15 protein-coding genes and 1 tRNA gene are annotated in these 18,494 nt (G+C 49.9%); 7 read left to right on the top strand and 9 right to left on the bottom strand.

Going from position 1 to position 18,494, the window contains the following annotated elements; genetic code table 11:
• The first annotated feature begins 71 nt into the window (after positions 1 to 71).
• Positions 72 to 148, top strand: a tRNA-Pro gene (locus GS535_RS10710).
• A 142-nt stretch (positions 149 to 290) separates the two neighbouring features.
• Entirely contained in the window at positions 291 to 656 is a 366-nt protein-coding gene (locus GS535_RS10705) for a hypothetical protein (RefSeq protein WP_160792675.1), read from the top strand.
• 79 nt (positions 657 to 735) lie between these two features.
• Here the strand turns inward: GS535_RS10705 and hemH are convergent, their stop codons facing one another.
• Both hemH and GS535_RS10695 read right to left on the bottom strand, forming a co-directional pair.
• On the bottom strand, positions 736 to 1,770 hold the full coding sequence (hemH, locus tag GS535_RS10700) for a ferrochelatase (protein WP_160792676.1): 1,035 nt from the start codon (positions 1,768 to 1,770) through the stop codon (positions 736 to 738).
• A 43-nt stretch (positions 1,771 to 1,813) separates the two neighbouring features.
• Positions 1,814 to 2,884: an aspartate-semialdehyde dehydrogenase gene (locus GS535_RS10695; protein ID WP_160792677.1), complete on the bottom strand. Its 1,071-nt coding sequence runs from the start codon at positions 2,882 to 2,884 to the stop codon at positions 1,814 to 1,816.
• 203 nt (positions 2,885 to 3,087) lie between these two features.
• Here GS535_RS10695 and GS535_RS10690 point away from each other — a divergent pair, with 203 nt between their 5' ends.
• Complete coding sequence (locus GS535_RS10690; RefSeq protein WP_160792678.1) at positions 3,088 to 3,930, top strand: PhzF family phenazine biosynthesis protein; 843 nt, start codon at positions 3,088 to 3,090, stop codon at positions 3,928 to 3,930.
• Positions 3,931 to 3,945: 15 nt separating this feature from the next.
• Here the strand turns inward: GS535_RS10690 and GS535_RS10685 are convergent, their stop codons facing one another.
• The gene (locus tag GS535_RS10685) at positions 3,946 to 4,593 is read right to left on the bottom strand and encodes a LysE family translocator (RefSeq protein ID WP_160792679.1); all 648 of its coding nucleotides are present in this window, start codon (positions 4,591 to 4,593) and stop codon (positions 3,946 to 3,948) included.
• A 37-nt stretch (positions 4,594 to 4,630) separates the two neighbouring features.
• The gene (locus GS535_RS10680; protein ID WP_160792680.1) at positions 4,631 to 5,272 is read right to left on the bottom strand and encodes a 2OG-Fe(II) oxygenase; all 642 of its coding nucleotides are present in this window, start codon (positions 5,270 to 5,272) and stop codon (positions 4,631 to 4,633) included.
• A 137-nt stretch (positions 5,273 to 5,409) separates the two neighbouring features.
• On the opposite strand from GS535_RS10680, the gene GS535_RS10675 reads away from it, so the two are divergent.
• Positions 5,410 to 8,121 carry a 2-oxoglutarate dehydrogenase E1 component gene (locus tag GS535_RS10675; RefSeq protein ID WP_160799207.1) on the top strand — a complete coding sequence of 904 codons (2,712 nt, stop codon included), beginning with the start codon at positions 5,410 to 5,412 and terminating at the stop codon, positions 8,119 to 8,121.
• 65 nt (positions 8,122 to 8,186) lie between these two features.
• Here the strand turns inward: GS535_RS10675 and GS535_RS10670 are convergent, their stop codons facing one another.
• Positions 8,187 to 8,774, bottom strand: coding sequence for an Imm42 family immunity protein (locus GS535_RS10670; RefSeq protein ID WP_160792682.1), 588 nt, complete (start codon positions 8,772 to 8,774; stop codon positions 8,187 to 8,189).
• 197 nt (positions 8,775 to 8,971) lie between these two features.
• Here GS535_RS10670 and trpB point away from each other — a divergent pair, with 197 nt between their 5' ends.
• Positions 8,972 to 10,195: a tryptophan synthase subunit beta gene (trpB, locus tag GS535_RS10665; protein ID WP_160792683.1), complete on the top strand. Its 1,224-nt coding sequence runs from the start codon at positions 8,972 to 8,974 to the stop codon at positions 10,193 to 10,195.
• A gap of 12 nt (positions 10,196 to 10,207) precedes the next feature.
• Positions 10,208 to 11,023, top strand: coding sequence for a tryptophan synthase subunit alpha (gene trpA / locus GS535_RS10660; RefSeq protein WP_160792684.1), 816 nt, complete (start codon positions 10,208 to 10,210; stop codon positions 11,021 to 11,023).
• A 73-nt stretch (positions 11,024 to 11,096) separates the two neighbouring features.
• Here trpA and mdoH read toward each other — a convergent pair whose 3' ends face one another.
• The 4 genes from mdoH to GS535_RS10640 form a co-directional block, all read right to left on the bottom strand.
• Positions 11,097 to 13,133, bottom strand: a complete 2,037-nt coding sequence (gene mdoH / locus GS535_RS10655; protein ID WP_160792685.1) for a glucans biosynthesis glucosyltransferase MdoH — start codon at positions 13,131 to 13,133, stop codon at positions 11,097 to 11,099.
• A gap of 80 nt (positions 13,134 to 13,213) precedes the next feature.
• Positions 13,214 to 13,417 carry a hypothetical protein gene (locus GS535_RS10650; RefSeq protein WP_160792686.1) on the bottom strand — a complete coding sequence of 68 codons (204 nt, stop codon included), beginning with the start codon at positions 13,415 to 13,417 and terminating at the stop codon, positions 13,214 to 13,216.
• On the bottom strand, positions 13,414 to 14,547 hold the full coding sequence (locus GS535_RS10645) for a polysaccharide biosynthesis/export family protein (protein ID WP_160792687.1): 1,134 nt from the start codon (positions 14,545 to 14,547) through the stop codon (positions 13,414 to 13,416). Before GS535_RS10645 ends, GS535_RS10650 begins: the two co-directional genes overlap by 4 nt.
• Before the next feature lie 35 nt (positions 14,548 to 14,582).
• Entirely contained in the window at positions 14,583 to 15,647 is a 1,065-nt protein-coding gene (locus tag GS535_RS10640; protein ID WP_160799206.1) for a hypothetical protein, read from the bottom strand.
• A gap of 374 nt (positions 15,648 to 16,021) precedes the next feature.
• Here GS535_RS10640 and GS535_RS10635 point away from each other — a divergent pair, with 374 nt between their 5' ends.
• Positions 16,022 to 18,475 carry a heavy metal translocating P-type ATPase gene (locus GS535_RS10635; protein ID WP_160792689.1) on the top strand — a complete coding sequence of 818 codons (2,454 nt, stop codon included), beginning with the start codon at positions 16,022 to 16,024 and terminating at the stop codon, positions 18,473 to 18,475.
• Positions 18,476 to 18,494: the final 19 nt, after the last annotated feature.

Here is an 18,494-nt window from a genome sequence, read left to right as displayed (position 1 = left end):
AGAAGACACAAAAACCTAACCACCCCCCTTGCACTTCCCCCCTGCCAAGAGTAGGAAGAAAAGCACGAAAACGGAGTGTAGCTCAGCTTGGTAGAGCACTGTGTTCGGGACGCAGGGGCCGGAGGTTCGAATCCTCTCACTCCGACCATCTTGGTCGTAGGGCCGTCATTCTCTTATAGACGTTGCCCTTCTTTTGCTTTACTATCAATAGACCCTACGAAAGAGATCCTGACGTTTCTTCATGTTAGGGATTTTACGTTACACGTAACGTTTGGGTTTAAGGATAGACCATGAATCGTACATTTTGCTCCCTTCTCGCTGCCACTTTCTTGGTAGGCTCCTCCACACCGCTGGCCTTTGCTGAACCGGGTGGTTGCCTGAAATATGGAGCTGCAGGAGCCGTTGCTGGCCATGTTGCTAAACGCCACGGTGTACTTGGAGCCGTTGGGGGCTGCGCTGTTGGCATGTATCAGCGCCATAAATACCGCAAAAACCTGCGTCAAAAAGCCGCTGCATGGGACAAAGAACATGCAAATGACCCACAGGCCAACAAAAAAGCGACGCTCGCTCAAAAAGGCCAGTGGTATGATGCTGAACAAGCGCCTGCTAAACCAGCTTCAGGCCAAGCGAGCGCAACACCTGCTGCTGCTCAATAAAGAAATTCACATCGCTTAACAAAAACCCCGGTGTGCTTCTCAGCCACCGGGGTTTTTTATATCTAATCTCCTCTCTTCTTTAAGAAGAGCGGAAACTCGTCACATAAGGGCGTGCAAGTTCTTCGAGAAGATCAATCGCACCAGCAGAGTCATTGAGGCACGGCACAAGTGCGAATTCCTCGCCACCGGCTTCCATAAATTCATCACGAAGTTCATGACCAATTTCATCAAGCGTTTCGATGCAATCAGCCATAAAGCCCGGCATAATAACAGCAATTTTTGTGATACCCTGTGCTGGTAAAGACGCAACAAATGGTGCCGTATAAGGCTGCAACCATTCCATTGGCCCAAAGCGGGACTGGAAGGTCATCGGGAGTTGCTCATCACGCAGATCTAACGCTTTAGCAAGGGCTTTGGTGGTGCGAGCACATTCTTCCTGATACGGGTCGCCCTGCTCCACGCAGGTTTTGGGCAAGCCATGATAAGACGCAATAAGACGCTGAGGCTTAAAGGAAAGCTCAGCAAATCGTTCCCGCACAGACGTCTCTAAGGCTTTAATAAAGGCTGGATGGTCAGGGAAAGACGGCACCGTCGTGATAAAAGGCTGGCGCCGCAACCGCATGAGACGACGGAAAAGCTGATCGTTCGCTGTGGCAGTCGTGGTAGCGGAATATTGCGGATAAAGCGGAATACTCACAATGCGGTCACACCCGCGATCCATCAGGTTTTCCACCGCTGCCTTAATGGATGGCTTGCCATAACGCATGCCATACGCCACTGGGATACCGTCTGGTTCCAGCCGCTCTGCCAGCTGCTCGGCCTGTCGCTTTGTATAAACGAGTAGAGGCGACGCGTTTTCAGCTCTATCCCAAATACGGGCGTAATTTTCCCCACTTTGGAAAGGACGGCGTGAGAGTACAGCCGTCTGCAAGATAGGCTGCCAAATGGCAGGAGGCGCCTCGATCACACGACGATCAGAGAGGAATTCTTGCAGATAACGCCTTACGGAGAAATACCCCGTATCGTCAGGCGTCCCGAGATTGATCAGTAACACCCCGGCCCGCCCTTCTGGCGGGACAGGATGACGAGGGGAGGTATAAGTGAAGTAAGACATATACTAAATATAGACCTCCCCTCGTTAATTAAAAGAGAAACTCTTAGTCTTCAGGAGGCTCTTCAGGGCGCTCAACAGGTTTACCGAGCGGCGTATCTGGCCCTAGCAGCTTCTGCTTGTCCAAACTTTCCGCAATTTGCACCGCATTGAGGGCCGCCCCTTTGCGGAGATTGTCAGACACACACCAGAAAGCCAGACCATTCTCAACCGTTGGGTCAATGCGCAAACGAGAGATGTAGGTGTCATCATCGCCAACACATTCCAGCGGTGTAACATAGCCGCCATCTTCACGCTCATCGCGCACAATAACGCCCGGCGCTTCACGCAGTGCTTTATACGCCGCGTCTAAGTCAATCGGCTTTGCACATTCAATGCTGATCGCTTCAGAATGACCAATAAAGACAGGAACGCGTACACAAGTGGCGAGTACTTTAATGTCCGGGTCGAGAATTTTGCGTGTCTCGACGGTCATCTTCCACTCTTCCTTCGTGGCGCCATCATCCATAAAGCGATCAATATGGGGGATCACGTTAAAGGCGATCTGCTTGGTGAACTGCGACACCTCAGGGGCATCATGCACAAAGCTGCCTTTGGTTTGATGGTATAGCTCATCCATCCCCGATTTACCCGCACCAGACACGGCTTGATAGGTGGACACCACCACCCGTTGAATATCAAACAGGTCATGAAGAGGCTTCAACGCCACCATCATCTGAGCCGTGGAACAATTCGGGTTCGCGATAATGCCACGTCGAGCTTTTTTCAGAGCAGAGGCATTAACCTCTGGCACCACCAACGGCACGCCCGGTTCCATCCGGAAATGGGACGTATTATCCACCACGATACAGCCTTTAGCGGCCGCACGCGGCGCATATTTAGCCGATACCGCCCCACCAGGGGAAAAGAGGGCTAGATCCCATCCACCGAAATCAAACGTCTCAAGATTTTGCACCTTGAGCACTTTTTTGTCCCCAAAGGACACCTCACGCCCAACAGAGCGCGCTGACGCAAGGGCGACAATCTCGTCGATAGGGAAGTTGCGCTCTGCCAGAATGCGCAGAATCTCCCGCCCAACAGCACCTGTGGCCCCGACAACCGCAACTTTATACCCCATAATCATCTCCTTTGGGCTGTCACCCAAATATAACCAACACTATTCCCGTGGAATAGGAACATGCTCTGAATTCAGACGCAAGCGACAAGCCCTAAAAGACACGCACTTTCTTAACTGTTTTTAACCGCTTCTCTTGCCAATCTCTGTCACATTCGTTCAACATCGCGTCATCACTCTTCGTTGATCACAAAAAGTGCTACGCTATGACACTCCCGTTCACGCAAGTTAATGTCTTTTCTACACACCCATTGATGGGGAACCCTGTGGCTGTCGTCACGCAAGCAGACGGGCTTAACGATGACGCAATGCAGCAATTTGCGCGTTGGACGAACCTGAGTGAAACGACATTCATCCTCCCTCCCACGACAGACAAGGCCGATTACCGGGTTAGAATCTTCACGCCCGCTGGTGAGCTTCCCTTTGCCGGCCATCCCACGCTCGGCACCTGTCATGCGTGGCTGGAAGCCGGTGGGACGCCACGTGGTGACACCATCATACAAGAGTGCAAAGCGGGCCTTATTCCCGTTCAACGCACCGATGACCAGCTCGCCTTTGCAGCCCCTCCCCTTATTCGCTCTGGCCCTATTGCGCCTGACCTTCTTAAACGCATTGCCCATGGGCTCAATCTTTCCGTCAGTGGAATTGTGGCCTCGTCATGGGTGGATAATGGCCCCGGTTGGATGGGCCTTCTCCTCCGCTCTCGCCAAGAAGTGCTCGCCCTCAAGCCCGCTTTTGCGACAATGGAGGATCTCTGCCTTGGTGTCATCGGCCCGTGGGATCGTGAAAAAGATGGCCCAGGCGCTGACTTTGAGCTCCGCGCTTTTGCTATGAATCATGGCGCTAATGAAGACCCCGTCTGCGGAAGCCTCAATGCCAGCATGGCCCAGTGGCTGATTGGGCAAAACAGAGCCCCTGCCCATTATACCGTTTCACAAGGAGCAGCCTTGGGGCGTGATGGCCTGATTTCAATCGACAAGCATGATGATGGCACGATTTGGGTGGGCGGCCATACCCACAGCACCCTAACGGGCACGCTTCATCTTTAAGCCCACCGGGTTGGGTCAATGTGTGGGTGCTTTGGTCAGCACCAATTTCAGGCCCAACCCGACAAACACACACCCTGTCACGCGATCCATCACCGTTACGAAACGTCCCTTTGTGAGGAGAGACTTAATCGGCACAATGAGCAAGACGAAACTGACATACCAAAGAGAGGCAATCACGATCTGAAAGCCAGTCAGGAAGAGCGTATAAAGTGACGGATTAACACCGGCGGGAATAAATTGGGGAAGCAGGCTGATAAAAATAATCCCGACTTTGGGGTTAAGAATATTACACAGGAACCCCAGCCTCACGCCTTTCCCAAAGGAAGAGCTCTGCCCCTCAGCCACGCCACCATCAAGGTCAACAGCTTGTGCACGCGGCCACAAGATCAGCTTGATCCCTTGCCAGACGAGATAGCAGGCTCCTGCCCATTTTAATGCCGTAAAAAGCACAGCAGAAGCCGCTAACACTGTGCTCAACCCCAGCACAGTCGCAAGCCCCCAAACGCCCAACCCTAAGCAGATACCACAGGCCGCGCCCAAACCCGCCCGGCGTCCCTCATTCACCGTTGTTCGGATCATCATGGCCATATCCAAACCCGGGGTAATGAGGATGACCATAAATGTGACAAAGAACGCCAATAGCGGCATGACATACAGGCTCACCCAATCGCTCCCTACTCGTGCCTTTTACGCCATCATCTTACGCTGAACGCACCAAACGCTTCCACAATGCGGAAAGACCGTGGCGCCTGATTTCATGCTGGGCTTTTCCATCACCAGCCATATAATTAAGCTGCACAGTAAAGCGCGGCCCCACATATGTTCGGTGCCCATGCCATGTATCAGGGCCATTGGGGAAGATCACCAACGTACCCCCAGCCGGTGGAATCTCTACCGCGTAATCCTCAATATCATCCGGCCCGTTGAGGAAACGCAAACACCCATCATGCGCACTCCAATCACGCTCTCCGTCATTGAGATACAGCAAGATAGTCACACGCTTGGCGCTGCTATCACGATGGATGCGACCATCCTTTTCCCTCGTGCGGCCACGCATGGTCATCATGCTCGGTGCTGTGCGCACATCAATATTGAATTTTTCAGAGACAATCTCTTTGAGCCAAGAGCCCTGAAACTCCTCCAACAGGCCCGCCAATGCCGGAGGAAGCGACAAAACACTGGGAGGGTAAGACCCCCCAGACTTAAGCTCTGGCAGAAGCGAGACAACTTTCTGCAGCGTCTCAGCACTGAGAAAGTCCGTCACTACAAGGTGAGGGCACGGATGCGTCGCGACTTCAGCACGCCGCACAGCCTCGTAATTTAAAGATAAACCCATCGTCATAACGGCCTCACGCTACCTCTCTTTAACCGTCCTCAGCAAGCGTCTTCTTACAGCACACCCTCTATGTGTCAGAAATGGTTCCTCTGCTGGGCAGATTGAGCTAAAACCTGCTTTAGTCTCTAGGGGAAAGAATAGTCATGACCACCACCAACTCGCCTGACCTCCGCTACGCCATCACAAGCGACAATAGTGCGTATTTGGACAGCCTGCATGCACAGTGGTTGGCCGATCCTCAGTCTGTTGATCCCCAAACAGCCGCCCTTTTTGAAACACTTGGTGACAGCGCGCCTCAAAGACCTTCCTCCGCTGAAGGAGGGGCTTCTGCCAGTCTGCGTGACGAACAGCTCCGCCATGCTTTCCGAGTCTCTGGCCATCTCAGCGCCCAGCTTGACCCGCTGGCCCTCCACCCGCCGCGTCAACAAGACGCTCTTTCCCCTACAGATGCAGACCCCACCCTCCTCGCGCGCCTAAAACGGGCTTATTGCGGCACGATCGGTGTAGAATTTATGCATCTGCTTGATGATGCACAGCGCCAATGGTGGATTGAACGCTTTGAAACACCCCATCAAGCACCTCTCCCTCTCTCACCCGACCATATTCTCACCCTACTGACACGCTCTGAAGGGTTTGAGACATTCTGTCAGCAACGCTTCACCGGTATGCGGCGCTTTGGCCTAGAAGGGAGTGAAAGCCTCAATGTCGCGCTCCAAACGCTTATTAACTGCGCGATGCAGAGCAATAGCGCGTCCATCTCTTTAGGCATGCCCCATCGCGGGCGCCTAAACGCCATGGCGAACATTTTGCGCAAACCTTATGCCGCTATTTTTAGCGAGTTTGCAGGGCAGTCTTTCCACCCTGAAGGCATTCCCGTTTCAGGCGACGTTAAATATCATCTCGGCACAGCAACCACGCTCCATCAAGGCCGCCACCAACTTCGCTTGGCCCTCCTGCCCAACCCGTCACATTTAGAAGCGGTGGATCCCGTCGTCTTGGGCCGTGTCCGCGCAGACCAAGACCGCCATCATGATACACAACGCCAAAAGCATCTAGGCGTTCTCGTCCACGGTGATGCCGCTTTTGCAGGACAGGGTGTTGTATATGAATCCCTACAACTCTCTCGCTTAGAAGGGTATCGCACAGGCGGCACAGTTCATCTAATCGTCAATAACCAGATCGGCTTTACCACAGGCCAAGAAGCCGCTCATTCCGGCATTTGGAACAGTGATGTCGCCAAAACCGTGCAAGCACCGATCCTTCACGTCAATGGCGATGACCCCGAAGCTGTTGCACGCTGTGCGATGCTGGCCCATGAATGGCGACAAACGTTCGGAACCGATATTGTGGTCGATATTATCGCCTACCGTCGCCATGGCCATAATGAAACGGACGACCCCGGCTTTACTCAACCCGCCATGGTGGACACGATCAAAAATCACCCCACCTTACGCCGTCTCTATGCGCAGAAACTCCAAGACCAAGGCGCTATTAAGGACGATCACGCTCAACGTTTGTGGGATGATGTGCAAGCCACACTCGAACGGGCTTTTAAAGAAGCGGATCATTACCAGCCAGACCCCACCGAGTGGCTCGATTATAGTCCGCAAGACCCCACACGCTTGCAAGATACGCCCCAACGTATCCAACCCATGACCGGCGTGCCACTCCCACGGCTGCTCACGGTAGGCGAAGGCCTCACCGCGACACCGCGTGACTTTCACGTTCACCCACGCTTAGCCCGCCAGCTGAAAGCACGGAACGACGCTCTGACCGCTCACGGCCCCATTGATTGGGCTACGGCGGAATCGCTCGCTTTTGGTACGTTGGCCCTTGATGGCCATCCGGTGCGTCTCTCTGGCCAAGATAGCGGACGCGGCACCTTCAGCCAGCGCCATGCGGTACTGAGCGACCAAAAAACAGGCGCGCATTATACACCGCTCGCCCATATTGCACGCCGCCAAGCCCCCGTTGAGATTTGGGATTCCCCTCTCTCTGAATATGGGGTCTTGGGCTTTGAATATGGCTATTCACAAGGCAACCCCGAAGCCCTCGTATTGTGGGAAGCGCAATTTGGCGATTTTGCCAATGGCGCACAAATTGTGATTGACCAATTCCTCGCCGCTGGGGAGACGAAATGGCTGCGCACGTCGGGGCTCACGCTTCTTCTCCCTCATGGGTATGAAGGGGCTGGGCCAGAACACTCCTCCGCACGACCAGAGCGGTTCTTGCAACTTTGTGCAGAAAATAACCTGCGTGTGTGCATGCCCTCCACACCGGCAAACTTCTTCCATGCTTTACGGCGCCAAATTGCCCGCCGTTGCCGCAAGCCGCTGATCGTCTTTACGCCGAAATCTCTTCTACGCCATAAAAAGGCCGTTTCCACGTTGGAAGAGATGGGGCCTCACACGCGCTTCCAGCCGGTATTGGGTGATCCCGCTACCCCTAAAAATGCCCGCCGTATCGTCATCTGCTCAGGCAAAGTCTATTACGACCTGCTCGCCGCACGTGACGCACAAAAGCTGGAAGGAATCGCCCTCATCCGCCTTGAGCAACTATATCCCTACCCTCATCATCCCCTTGCTGATGTGCTGGCTCGACACCCCAACGCACATGATGTGATCTGGTGCCAAGAAGAACCACGCAATAGCGGAGCCTGGCGTTTTATTGATCGGCGGATTGAATATACCTTGCGTGACCTTGACCACCCCGTCTCACGCCTGCGCTATGTTGGACGCGATGCCAGCGCCTCCCCCGCAACAGGGATCGCCAGCATGCACAAAGAGCAGCAAGAAGCTCTCGTAGCCGCTGCTCTGACAGGCGAAGAAATCCCCGAACGCACGCCGCCTTCTTAAAGCGTGCTGTCGTTATGCTCTGAAAGCACAGATCTCCCCTTATGGTTGGTCTGTGCTAAATAGCGCTACGGATAATAATGATAATTCTCTCCCCAGGAGATACGATATGGTGGGATTAAAGGGTATTTAGCTATATCCTCCAAGAGCTCTCTTATCGTGCCTTTTGGTAAAACTGCTTTTTTAGAATCCTTTATATGATCTGAAGTTCCGTAAAATATGATATCATTATCGTCCAACAAAAAGCAGAAAATATGATGCCCTTCATCCATCAGCTCCATAGAGGTCAAATCTAGAAAGTTTTTTATTCTAAAGTCTTTTTCATCAATGTTTACATCCTCTTCGTCGTCTATTCTCCCATAAGCTTTTTCATATATTTCTTCACAAACCTCTCCTGGATTTCTATTTAAATCAATCTCTACCTCTATCTCTTTATCCGTATTGATCGCGCGAGAAAGCCACTTATCAATATTAATTTGATAAGCACCAAAACCTATATTTAACGTAACATTGGGAACATCAATAGAAGACGGAAAGAAAATTTTCCCTTCTATGTAAACAGTAAATACGCTACCTATCCAAAATTGTTTATATTCATTCCAGCATTTTACAGCATCAAATTGAAGGGCAAATTTGTAGGGATCACCGTAAATCATTTTCGTTTCTCCAAAATTTTCATCGTCATTTCTCAATCCTTATCATTCGCACCTACACTCCTTCCCCTCCAATGAACAGCGTTATTATCTTAATGGAACACACCCCAATCCCCCTACTGGAATAGACCTCCATCATAGGTTAAGCTGACCGCCTATAACGTATTCTATCGTCACGTTTTGACAGAAAGTTCTTCCATATGACGACACCACATCAAAAGCCTAACTCCCTCCGTGCAGGGCCTGATCTTTCTGGCCATTTCGGCCCTTTTGGTGGGCGCTTTGTGGCTGAAACCCTCATGCCGCTCATGCTGGAACTGGATGAGGCCTACAAAAAAGCTAAAGCAGACCCGGCTTTTCATGAAGAGCGTGCCTATTATCTTCGTGACTATGTCGGTCGTCCAAGCCCTTTATGGCATGCTAAACGCCTGAGTAACGCACTTGGCGGAGCCCAGATTTACCTTAAACGTGAAGAGCTCAACCATACCGGCTCCCACAAGCTCAATAACGTGATGGGCCAGATCTTGCTCGCGCGTCGTATGGGCAAAAAGCGTATTGTTGCGGAAACGGGTGCTGGACAGCACGGTGTCGCCACCGCGACCGTTTGCGCGCTTTTTGGTCTTGAGTGCGTGATTTACATGGGCGCCAAAGACGTCGAACGTCAAAAGCCCAATGTTTTCCGCATGCATCTCCTCGGCGCTAAAGTCACACCCGTTACGACGGGAGCCGGCACGCTCAAAGACGCGATGAATGAAGCCATGCGTGATTGGGTCGCCAATGTGGACAGCACCTACTTCCTCGTCGGCACCGTCGCTGGGCCGCACCCTTACCCAGCAATGGTACGTGATTTCCAGTCTGTTATTGGTGACGAAGCACGCGTACAGATCCAAGAACAAACAGGCCGTCTGCCCGATGGTATCATCGCCGCCATTGGCGGGGGATCAAACGCCATGGGGATCTTCCACCCTTTCCTTGATGATGTCGATGTCCCCCTCTACGGCGTGGAAGCGGGCGGTTTAGGCCTTGATAGCGGGGAAACAGCCGCCTCCATCGCACGTGGTTCGCCCGGTGTGCTACACGGCAACCGTACCTACCTGCTTCAAGACACCCACGGCCAAATTACCGAAGCTCATTCCATCAGTGCGGGACTAGATTATCCCGGCATCGGGCCAGAACATTCATGGCTTAACGATATTGGCCGCGTGAACTATGTGAGTGCAACAGACCACGAGGCCTTGCAGGCTTTCCAAGAGCTAACGCGCCTTGAAGGCATTATTCCAGCACTCGAAAGTGCCCACGCGGTCGCTTATGCCCGCACACTGGCCCCGACGATGGGTACTGATAAAAATCTCGTCGTGAATCTCTCTGGCCGTGGCGATAAAGATGTCCCCACCGTCGCCGCCCATCTTGGCGTACAGCTGTAAGGAACCCGTCCCATGAGTCGTATCAAAGCCTGTTTTGACGCCATCAAAGCGGAAGGGCGCGGCGCACTGATCCCGTATCTTGAAGCATTTGACCCAGATCGTGATACATCCCAAAAGCTGCTAAATGCCATGCCAAAGGCCGGCGCTGATATTATCGAAGTTGGCGTACCGTTCTCTGATCCATCAGCCGATGGCCCCACCATCCAGCTCGCCGCCCAACGAGGCCTCAAGGCGGGCGCAACCCTAACGGGTGTTCTGGAGATGGTCGCAGAGTTCCGCCGCACTAATGACCACACACCCATTGTGCTCATGGGCTATTTCAACCCGATTGATCATTATGGCGTGGAACGCTTCTGCCAAGAGGCTGCACGCTCGGGTGTCGATGGGTTGATCGTCGTTGATCTCCCCCCCGAAGAGGCCGGCATTATCCGCCCTCATATCAAAGCAAACGCGCTGGATCTCATCACACTCGCCGCTCCGACCACGCCTGATGAACGCCTCAAGGCGATCCTCGCTGAGGCCTCTGGTTTTGTGTATTACGTCAGCATCACGGGAATTACCGGCACAAATACGGCAACAGAAGACCAACTCACCCAAGCCATGACCCGCCTGCGCCGTGCAACGGACATTCCCGTTGTTGCCGGTTTTGGAATCCGCACCCCTGAACAAGCACGCACGGCCTCCCGCATCACCGACGGCGCCGTTGTCGCCTCAGCCATCATCAAAGCCATGGCTGCAACCTTTGATGACGGCAAAGCGACCGAGGCGAGTGTGCCAACGGCTTTGGAGAAAATATTGTCTTTATCGCAAGCTACCAAGAACAGATGAAATCAAAGGACACCATATCAAAATACGAAAAAATATGGTGTCCTCTACTCAGATAAAGATACTGTATGAAGAATCAAATGCCATGATGTTTTCTAAAGAAAATTTCCCATAAATCACGATTTCTACTAATCAAAAGCTTTTCTAAACGATTCAGATCTTTTATTTTTTTCCCTTCAAAATGTTCAGACCAAAATTTAGTTTTGTGTGGTCGTGACGGAATAGTTGCCATATAACGCAATGAAAACCATGGCTTTACTAATATATCTTCGAATGAGAAATTTTCCGGCACCTTTCTTTCATATTCACTTGTTAACTCATGCGTTCTCCCAACAACGGTTGGTAATGCTGTCTCTGAAGGTTCAGCAAACCAATAAAGCTGTTTCATCCATTTATATTCACGACTTGTAACTCGTACCCAAAAAGGAGCTAAACACAATCCAAGCAATGGTAGAAGAAACCAAAAATAAACAACAAACCCCTTAAAGTGTAACATTTTGTCTACTTTTGGTGTATCTTTTGAAAGAATAAAAAATAAAAAGTAGTACAAGACTAGAGCGCCGAATACACTAACCCACAGAAAATAATCAATAGCTTCTTTCCAAGGGACAACCCTCGCAGAACGATTTTGTTCGCTCCACACGAGTTTCTTCCCTTTAGCCCAGAAAAATAATATCTTTACAAGCTGCATCATTTCTAGAGGAGCTATTATTAACTGCAAACAAATAGCCAAAGCATACGACCATGCAAATTTCATAAATCCACCAAAATGCTTCATTTTTTTCATTTTGTAAAAATATAGTGCATACAAACAAAAAGGTGCTAACATACCTATGACAATATAAACAAATGAAATAACAAAAATAGTATGGAATTTTTTTAGAATAATCATTGATTTTAAAGGGTGAGATAGTATGTAACTAGTTCCATACAACCCGATTAAAAAGAATATAAGCCCAGTAACAACGTTAAAATAACTCATTGCAGAAACAAAAAGCTGCATTCTTCCAAATTTTGAAAAACGCTTCATCATAAAAAGACGTAACCATGCTAGAGCTCCATTCATCCAACGAGCCTCTCGCTTCAAGGCATCAATTAATGTTGGAACTTGATCCTCATAGCTATCAAGCTGAGGCAATAACCAACTATCATAACCGGCACCCTCTAAAAACATCACTTCTACAAAATCATGTGAAAGAGGCTTCCCAGCACTAAAAGGACCCTTTCTCCTAAAATCGGGCAGATTGCAATACTTCATAAAAGCATCAACCCTTATTATGGCATTATGACCAAAGTAATTCCCACGACCTAGTTTAAAAAAATACTGTCCATGGAGAAACACAGAAGCAGATATATTACTTAAAAAACTTCTCCATCTAGAAAAAAGTGTTTCTCCATTAATGCCATAACAAACAGCTTGTATTAGGCCGATCCGTGAATTCCCCTCCATAGATTGAGCCATTTTCATGATCGTGTTTGCGGGAACAATGCTGTCAGCATCAAGCATAACAACAAAATTATAATTCTTCCCCCACCTTTTAAAGAAATCAGATGTATTCCCCATCTTTGCATAGGAATTCATTATTCTTTGCCTGTAAAATATAGAAATATCTTTATATCTGTCACGCATAATCTGCGTTACTGCGATCTCTTGTGCAATAAGATCTTCTTTACGACTATCTGACAAAATAAAGAAATGAAACTTTTTGTAGTCATCATATCGCTTTAAATCCTCAATCATTGCACTTAATGCTCCAGCTACTCGGCGAGCATCTTCATGATAAATTGGCATTAGAATCGCGATACGTGTGTCCTCCTTTAACGGCTTAGCTGTATGAAAAGGATGATAAATGTCTTTTTCAAGAGGACGTAGTGCCGACCAAAGACCAACAAACATAGATAAAAATGTCGTAGTCCCCAGAAGTCCTAATGCTGTAGATGCAAGAATGAAAGGCATCGCAATCCACAAGGACACATGGTAAAGAACCATTGCAATGATAGAAACCGAGAAAAGAAAGCTCGATAAGCAAAATGCTAGAAAACGAACAATCAGAAGTCGCTTCTCACTTGCTTTTTCCCAATTCATAGAATTTTTTTCTGGAGACAGACCCATTCGAAAACCACCCCAAGGTGCAGTGAGAAATTTTCTTCTTTTATATCTTCAATAAAGAGGCCCTTTTACAGGGCCTCTTTTCAAAATAGAAGAAATTTCATCACAACATCTCTATAACGCTCTATCTTATTATCAACAGGTGCAAATCTTTTATAATTCACAGGCGGCAAAGGAGAATATTCCACTTTTGCCAAAATATCTTTCTTTAAGCTTTCCCAGCTCTCATAGGAGCAGCATTCCGCTTCTTCAGAAAGAACCTCTTGCGCAATGTTCTTTAAAATCATCGTATTGATGCTCCTGACATACCTTGTCCGGCAACGACCATCATCATATTCATGATCTGCTGAAGAGTCGTCGAACGACTGACTGGAACGTAAACCATATCACCGTCCTCAATCGGCAACACCTGTGCTACCTCCATACCATCGGCAGTATCAAAATTCACGCGGTAGATAATAGAATGATCAGACTTTAAAACAAAAATGGCTCGTCCTTGCGCTGTATTATAGTTCAACCCTTGAGCGGAGGCCATAACCTGAGAAAGCGTAGGAACCTGATCAAATGGTACCATTGATGGTCGTGTCCACCCTGAACCCAAAGCATACACACGCACGCTAGGACGATGCTGAACTATAACGCGATCTCCAGGCTGTAAGGGAATTGAGTGACTTAAAGCCAGACGAAGGGGAATATCATACGTTTTTTCTTTACGCGACAAGGTAATATTAATACCTATATCAGCGCCCTGTAATGGTGTCCCAACTTGATAACCACCCGCTTGAGCCATAGATTCAACGAGATCTATCCCACCGCTGTTCCAACTCAAAATGGTTGGTTTTTGGACAGCTCCTAAGACAATAATATTCTGATAATGACTTACTTCTGGTTGAATATTAACTTCCACGCTCTCAAATAGATTCGTTGCATCCAGCCTTTTTTTAACTGCACTCTCTGCTTCTCGAGGAGATAAATGACCTACATGTACCCACCCAGCATAAGGGAGATCAATATTTCCAGCATAATCTACAGAGAAAACACCCATTTTATGAGAGCTAGGTTGTAGGGCAACATCCCCTGTCGCAGAGCTTGAACCAGCGTCACCTCCTCCTTGAGACCAGATCGTAATCCTGAGCTGATCTCCTGCTCCTATTTTACTCTCCACATGAACCGGAGACATCAAAGAAGAAAGTAAGGAATTTTCTTTAGTAAGATGGTTCCTCTTAATCCTATCGGCAATTGACAGGGCTTCCCTCGAAGAAACATCTATCAGCGGTGGACAATGTTTCTGCTTCGCCTGCTCAATAATATTACTCGCATGCGGCCCAGAGGAAGGCATGAAGGCGCACCCACTCAACGCAACAAGACAAGACGAAGTCGCAATGGCAGTGAGACTCCGGAGGGATGAAGAAGTCATTTTTAGCATACTTCGTTTGTCTCCGACAAAAACGTTTACTTGACAATAAAATAAACAACAAAAGATAAAACCAAGACAAAAAATGACCAGACCAAAGCTTTCGGCAAAGTCGGATCAGTGGGCAAAACTGGAGATTCAACACAGTCCATATAATATGCATGACGCACTGAGTTTTGCTCGCTTTCCAATAGGCTCGTCTGATCTAACATAATCACCTGACTATCTTCAGAAACAGCCTGCTGCAATTTACTGAACGCTTCATAAATCTTGGACTTACTACGAACCTCTTTGCGTTGAGAAGAAATTTCACTATCAATAGCAGCAAGCTGGGCTCTTAAAGTCGCCATTTGCTGGTTACGTTGAGCCAAATAAGCAGCTGCGGCCGCTTTAGTGTTAACAGTGAAACGCTCCTTTTGAAAGTTCGATAAATTCATATTTAACGATGCGTATTCAGACTTAAGATCAGAAATACCAACGTGTTTTTGAAGTTCTTGAATACTTTCCAGATCAATAGCTAGTTGATTTCTATCAGCATTCAAACGCCTTAACAACATCTCTCGTTCGGCACGGTCAGCCTTAATTCCTGACTGTGCCAACTCCAACCTCCCTAGCTCAATAACACGCTCTGCTAGATCATGTGAGAATTGAGCATCATAACCTTCTACGCTTAGATTAATCAATCCAGAAGTATCATCTATAGTAACAATCACATGGGAGCGGTAATACGACCACAGCCACATTGGATTATAAGAGAAAAAGGTAGGCACACCACCAAACCGCGTCCACACGTCACCCTGGGACCAGTTTTTTTTCATATACCGTGGGTCTAGAGAGTTAAAGGCATTCCAACTCGTAACAAAACTCTTGAAAACATAAGCTCCCGGCGACGCTGAAGACCCGCCGCCCATTGCCGCCATCTCTCCCCCCCCCGCAGAAGATGAATCTTGACCCGCCTCATAAACATGCAATATCGCTTCACTCTTATACCTAGGCGTCGCCCATATAAAGAGATAAAACGAACTTACAAGAGTAGGAATCCCACAAACAAGCCAAAAAAGTCGCTTGCGGTAAAACGGGATAAGGGCAACTGAATCTGCCATATCAGACACGCATAACTCGATTACTAACGAATGATAAAAACAACAAGCAGTTCCCCATAATCAAGAATACTCCCTTCCAGAATGCATCAATCAGGATCATTCCGTCATATTTTCGACAACACACCTATTCGAATTGTCTGGTCATAGCAAGCATTTTCAACCATAAAGAGAAATCTTTCTTAAGCGCTTTTTTGAGTAATTCAAAATCCTAAGAAAGCTCCTTCAAACACCTTACCTAATCCTACCCACTCAGTAATATTTCCTGCACTATGATGCATTTCTTTGCATCAGCATAAAACACTTGACCCTCCCATGATGGGAGACCTTATCTCAAAGGGCACACACTCTCTCTTCTCTCACGCAGGAGACATGTCATGGCGGCCTCTGTGATCCATACTCAGCTTCCCATAGCCGGCATGAGCTGCGCTTCTTGTGCCGCTCGCCTTGAGCGTGTCTTGCACAAGCAACCAAACGTCACCGCCGTTACCGTCAATCTCACAACCGAAAACGCCTATCTCGACAGCATCCAACCACTCAGCCTCCCACTTCTCATCGACGCCGTAAGGAAAGCAGGGTTTGACGTGCCCTCTCAAACGATTGAGCTCGCCATCGGTGGGATGAGCTGTGCGTCATGCAGCGCACGCATTGAACGCGTTTTACAAAAACGCCCAGACGTGTTGGAAGTCACCGTTAATCTCGCAACCGAACGTGCGACCATCACCGGAATTGCCACACAAGAAACCCTCATTAAAGCCATCACAGCCACAGGCTTTACCGCCCACGAGCTCCGTAAGGCTACAACGTCACCAGAAGACCGTGATGCCCAGCAAGCCCAAGAACGCCGCCGCTTACTGCGTGATGTTTACAGCGCGGCTCTCCTCTGGGTGGCGATTGCCCTGCTGGAAATGCTTCCTTGGGCACGCTCAACGCTCGGCTCCTGCCCTGATGCCGTGGTGCAAGCCCTCCTGACGACGGCTCTTCTTATCGGGCCCGGGCGCCGCTTTTTTCTCCATGGCCTCCCCGCTCTCTGGCGCCGTGCCCCTGAGATGAACTCCCTTGTTGCTGTTGGGAGCGGGGCTGCTTATCTCTATTCTGTCTGTTCCACATTCGCACCGTTCCTCCTCCCTCATGGGACGGCTCAACTTTATTATGAAGCAGCAGCGGGAATCATCACCCTTGTCTTGCTTGGGCGCTTTCTCGAAGCTCGCGCTAAAGGACGAACGTCAGCAGCTCTTCGTGCTCTCACCTCCCTTCAGCCACGCACAGCCCGCGTGCTGCGCGAGGGAACCCTTCATGATGAACCCATTGACCAGATTGCCCTTGGCGATGTGATCGACATCCGCCCCGGTGAGCGTTTGCCGGTAGATGGGATCATCACAGAAGGAGAGAGCTGGATTGATGAAGCTATGATCACCGGCGAACCTATGGCTGCAGCCAAGAAAACAGGGGATGTCGTGATCGGAGGGACAGTCAACCAAAACGGCGCCTTCCGCTTCCGCACCACCGCTACTGGTGGTGATACGATGCTCTCACATATCATCACAATGGTGGAAAATGCTCAGGGCAGCAAACTTCCCATTCAATCCCGCGTCAATGCCATAACGCGCTGGTTCGTGCCCGCCATTATGGCGCTCTCTGTACTGACCTTTCTGAGCTGGCTTGCCTTTGGCCCCGCCCCTGCCCTGTCCTTCGCTTTGGTAAATGCTGTTGCCGTGCTGATCGCCGCGTGCCCCTGTGCAATGGGCTTGGCCACACCAACCGCCATTATGGTCGGCACGGGCAAAGGGGCTGAACTTGGCATCCTCTTCCGCAAAGGTGACGCGCTCCAACGCTTGCGAGACAGCAATGTTGTCGCTTTTGATAAAACCGGCACCTTAACGGAAGGCAAACCGACACTGACGGACATCCATCTCGCACCGGGAATTGACCGTTCTATGGTTTTACGTGCCGTGGCTGCTGTTGAATCACGCTCCGAACATCCACTCGCGACAGCCTTAACAAAGGCGGCCTCACCAAACGACACACACACCCTGCCAGATGTGACAGGCTTTGAGGCCATCACCGGTATGGGCGTGCAGGGCATCTGCAACGGTACGCGCGTTCAGATCGGCTCCGCTCATTTTATGGACACGCTCTCTGTGGATCTCTCCCCTGTCCACGAAGCCGCCATCACCCTTGCGCAACAAGGGAAAACACCCCTTTATGTTGCCCTTGATGGCGCATTCACTGCTCTATTGGCCGTGTCTGATCCCTTAAAAAGCAATAGCAAAGACACAGTTGCGGCCCTCCAAGCTCATGGTCTTACAGTCGTAATGATTACCGGAGACCAACGCACGACCGCTGAAGCCATTGGTCGGCAGCTCGGGATTACGAACATCGTCGCCAATGTCTTGCCACGTGGGAAAGTGGACGCCATCAAGACATTCCAACAGAAAGGACAATCCGTCACCTTTGCCGGTGATGGGATTAACGATGCCCCCGCCCTTGCTCAAGCTGATGTCGGCATTGCCGTCGGGCATGGCACGGATATCGCAATGGATTCTGCCGATGTCGTCTTGGTGAATGGGCAGCTCACCACCGTTGTGCAGGCCATCGCCCTCTCACGTGCCACGCTGCGTATTATTACCGAAAATCTCTTTTGGGCCTTTGCCTATAACATCGTCCTCGTTCCCATTGCGGCAGGGGTTCTCTATCCATTCTGGGGCATTTTACTTTCCCCCATGTTTGCTGCCGGTGCGATGGCCCTCTCCAGCGTGTGTGTGCTGAGTAACACGCTCCGCCTGCGTCGTTTCACCCCACCTTTCGCAGCAGATAAAAACGTCACATAAAAGCTGCAAAGGGACGCCT

Source organism: Saccharibacter sp. EH611, assembly GCF_009834765.1.
Lineage (GTDB): Bacteria > Pseudomonadota > Alphaproteobacteria > Acetobacterales > Acetobacteraceae > Saccharibacter.
Note: the sequence above shows the minus strand (reverse complement) of the source record. Positions and strands in the feature narration are given on the sequence as shown.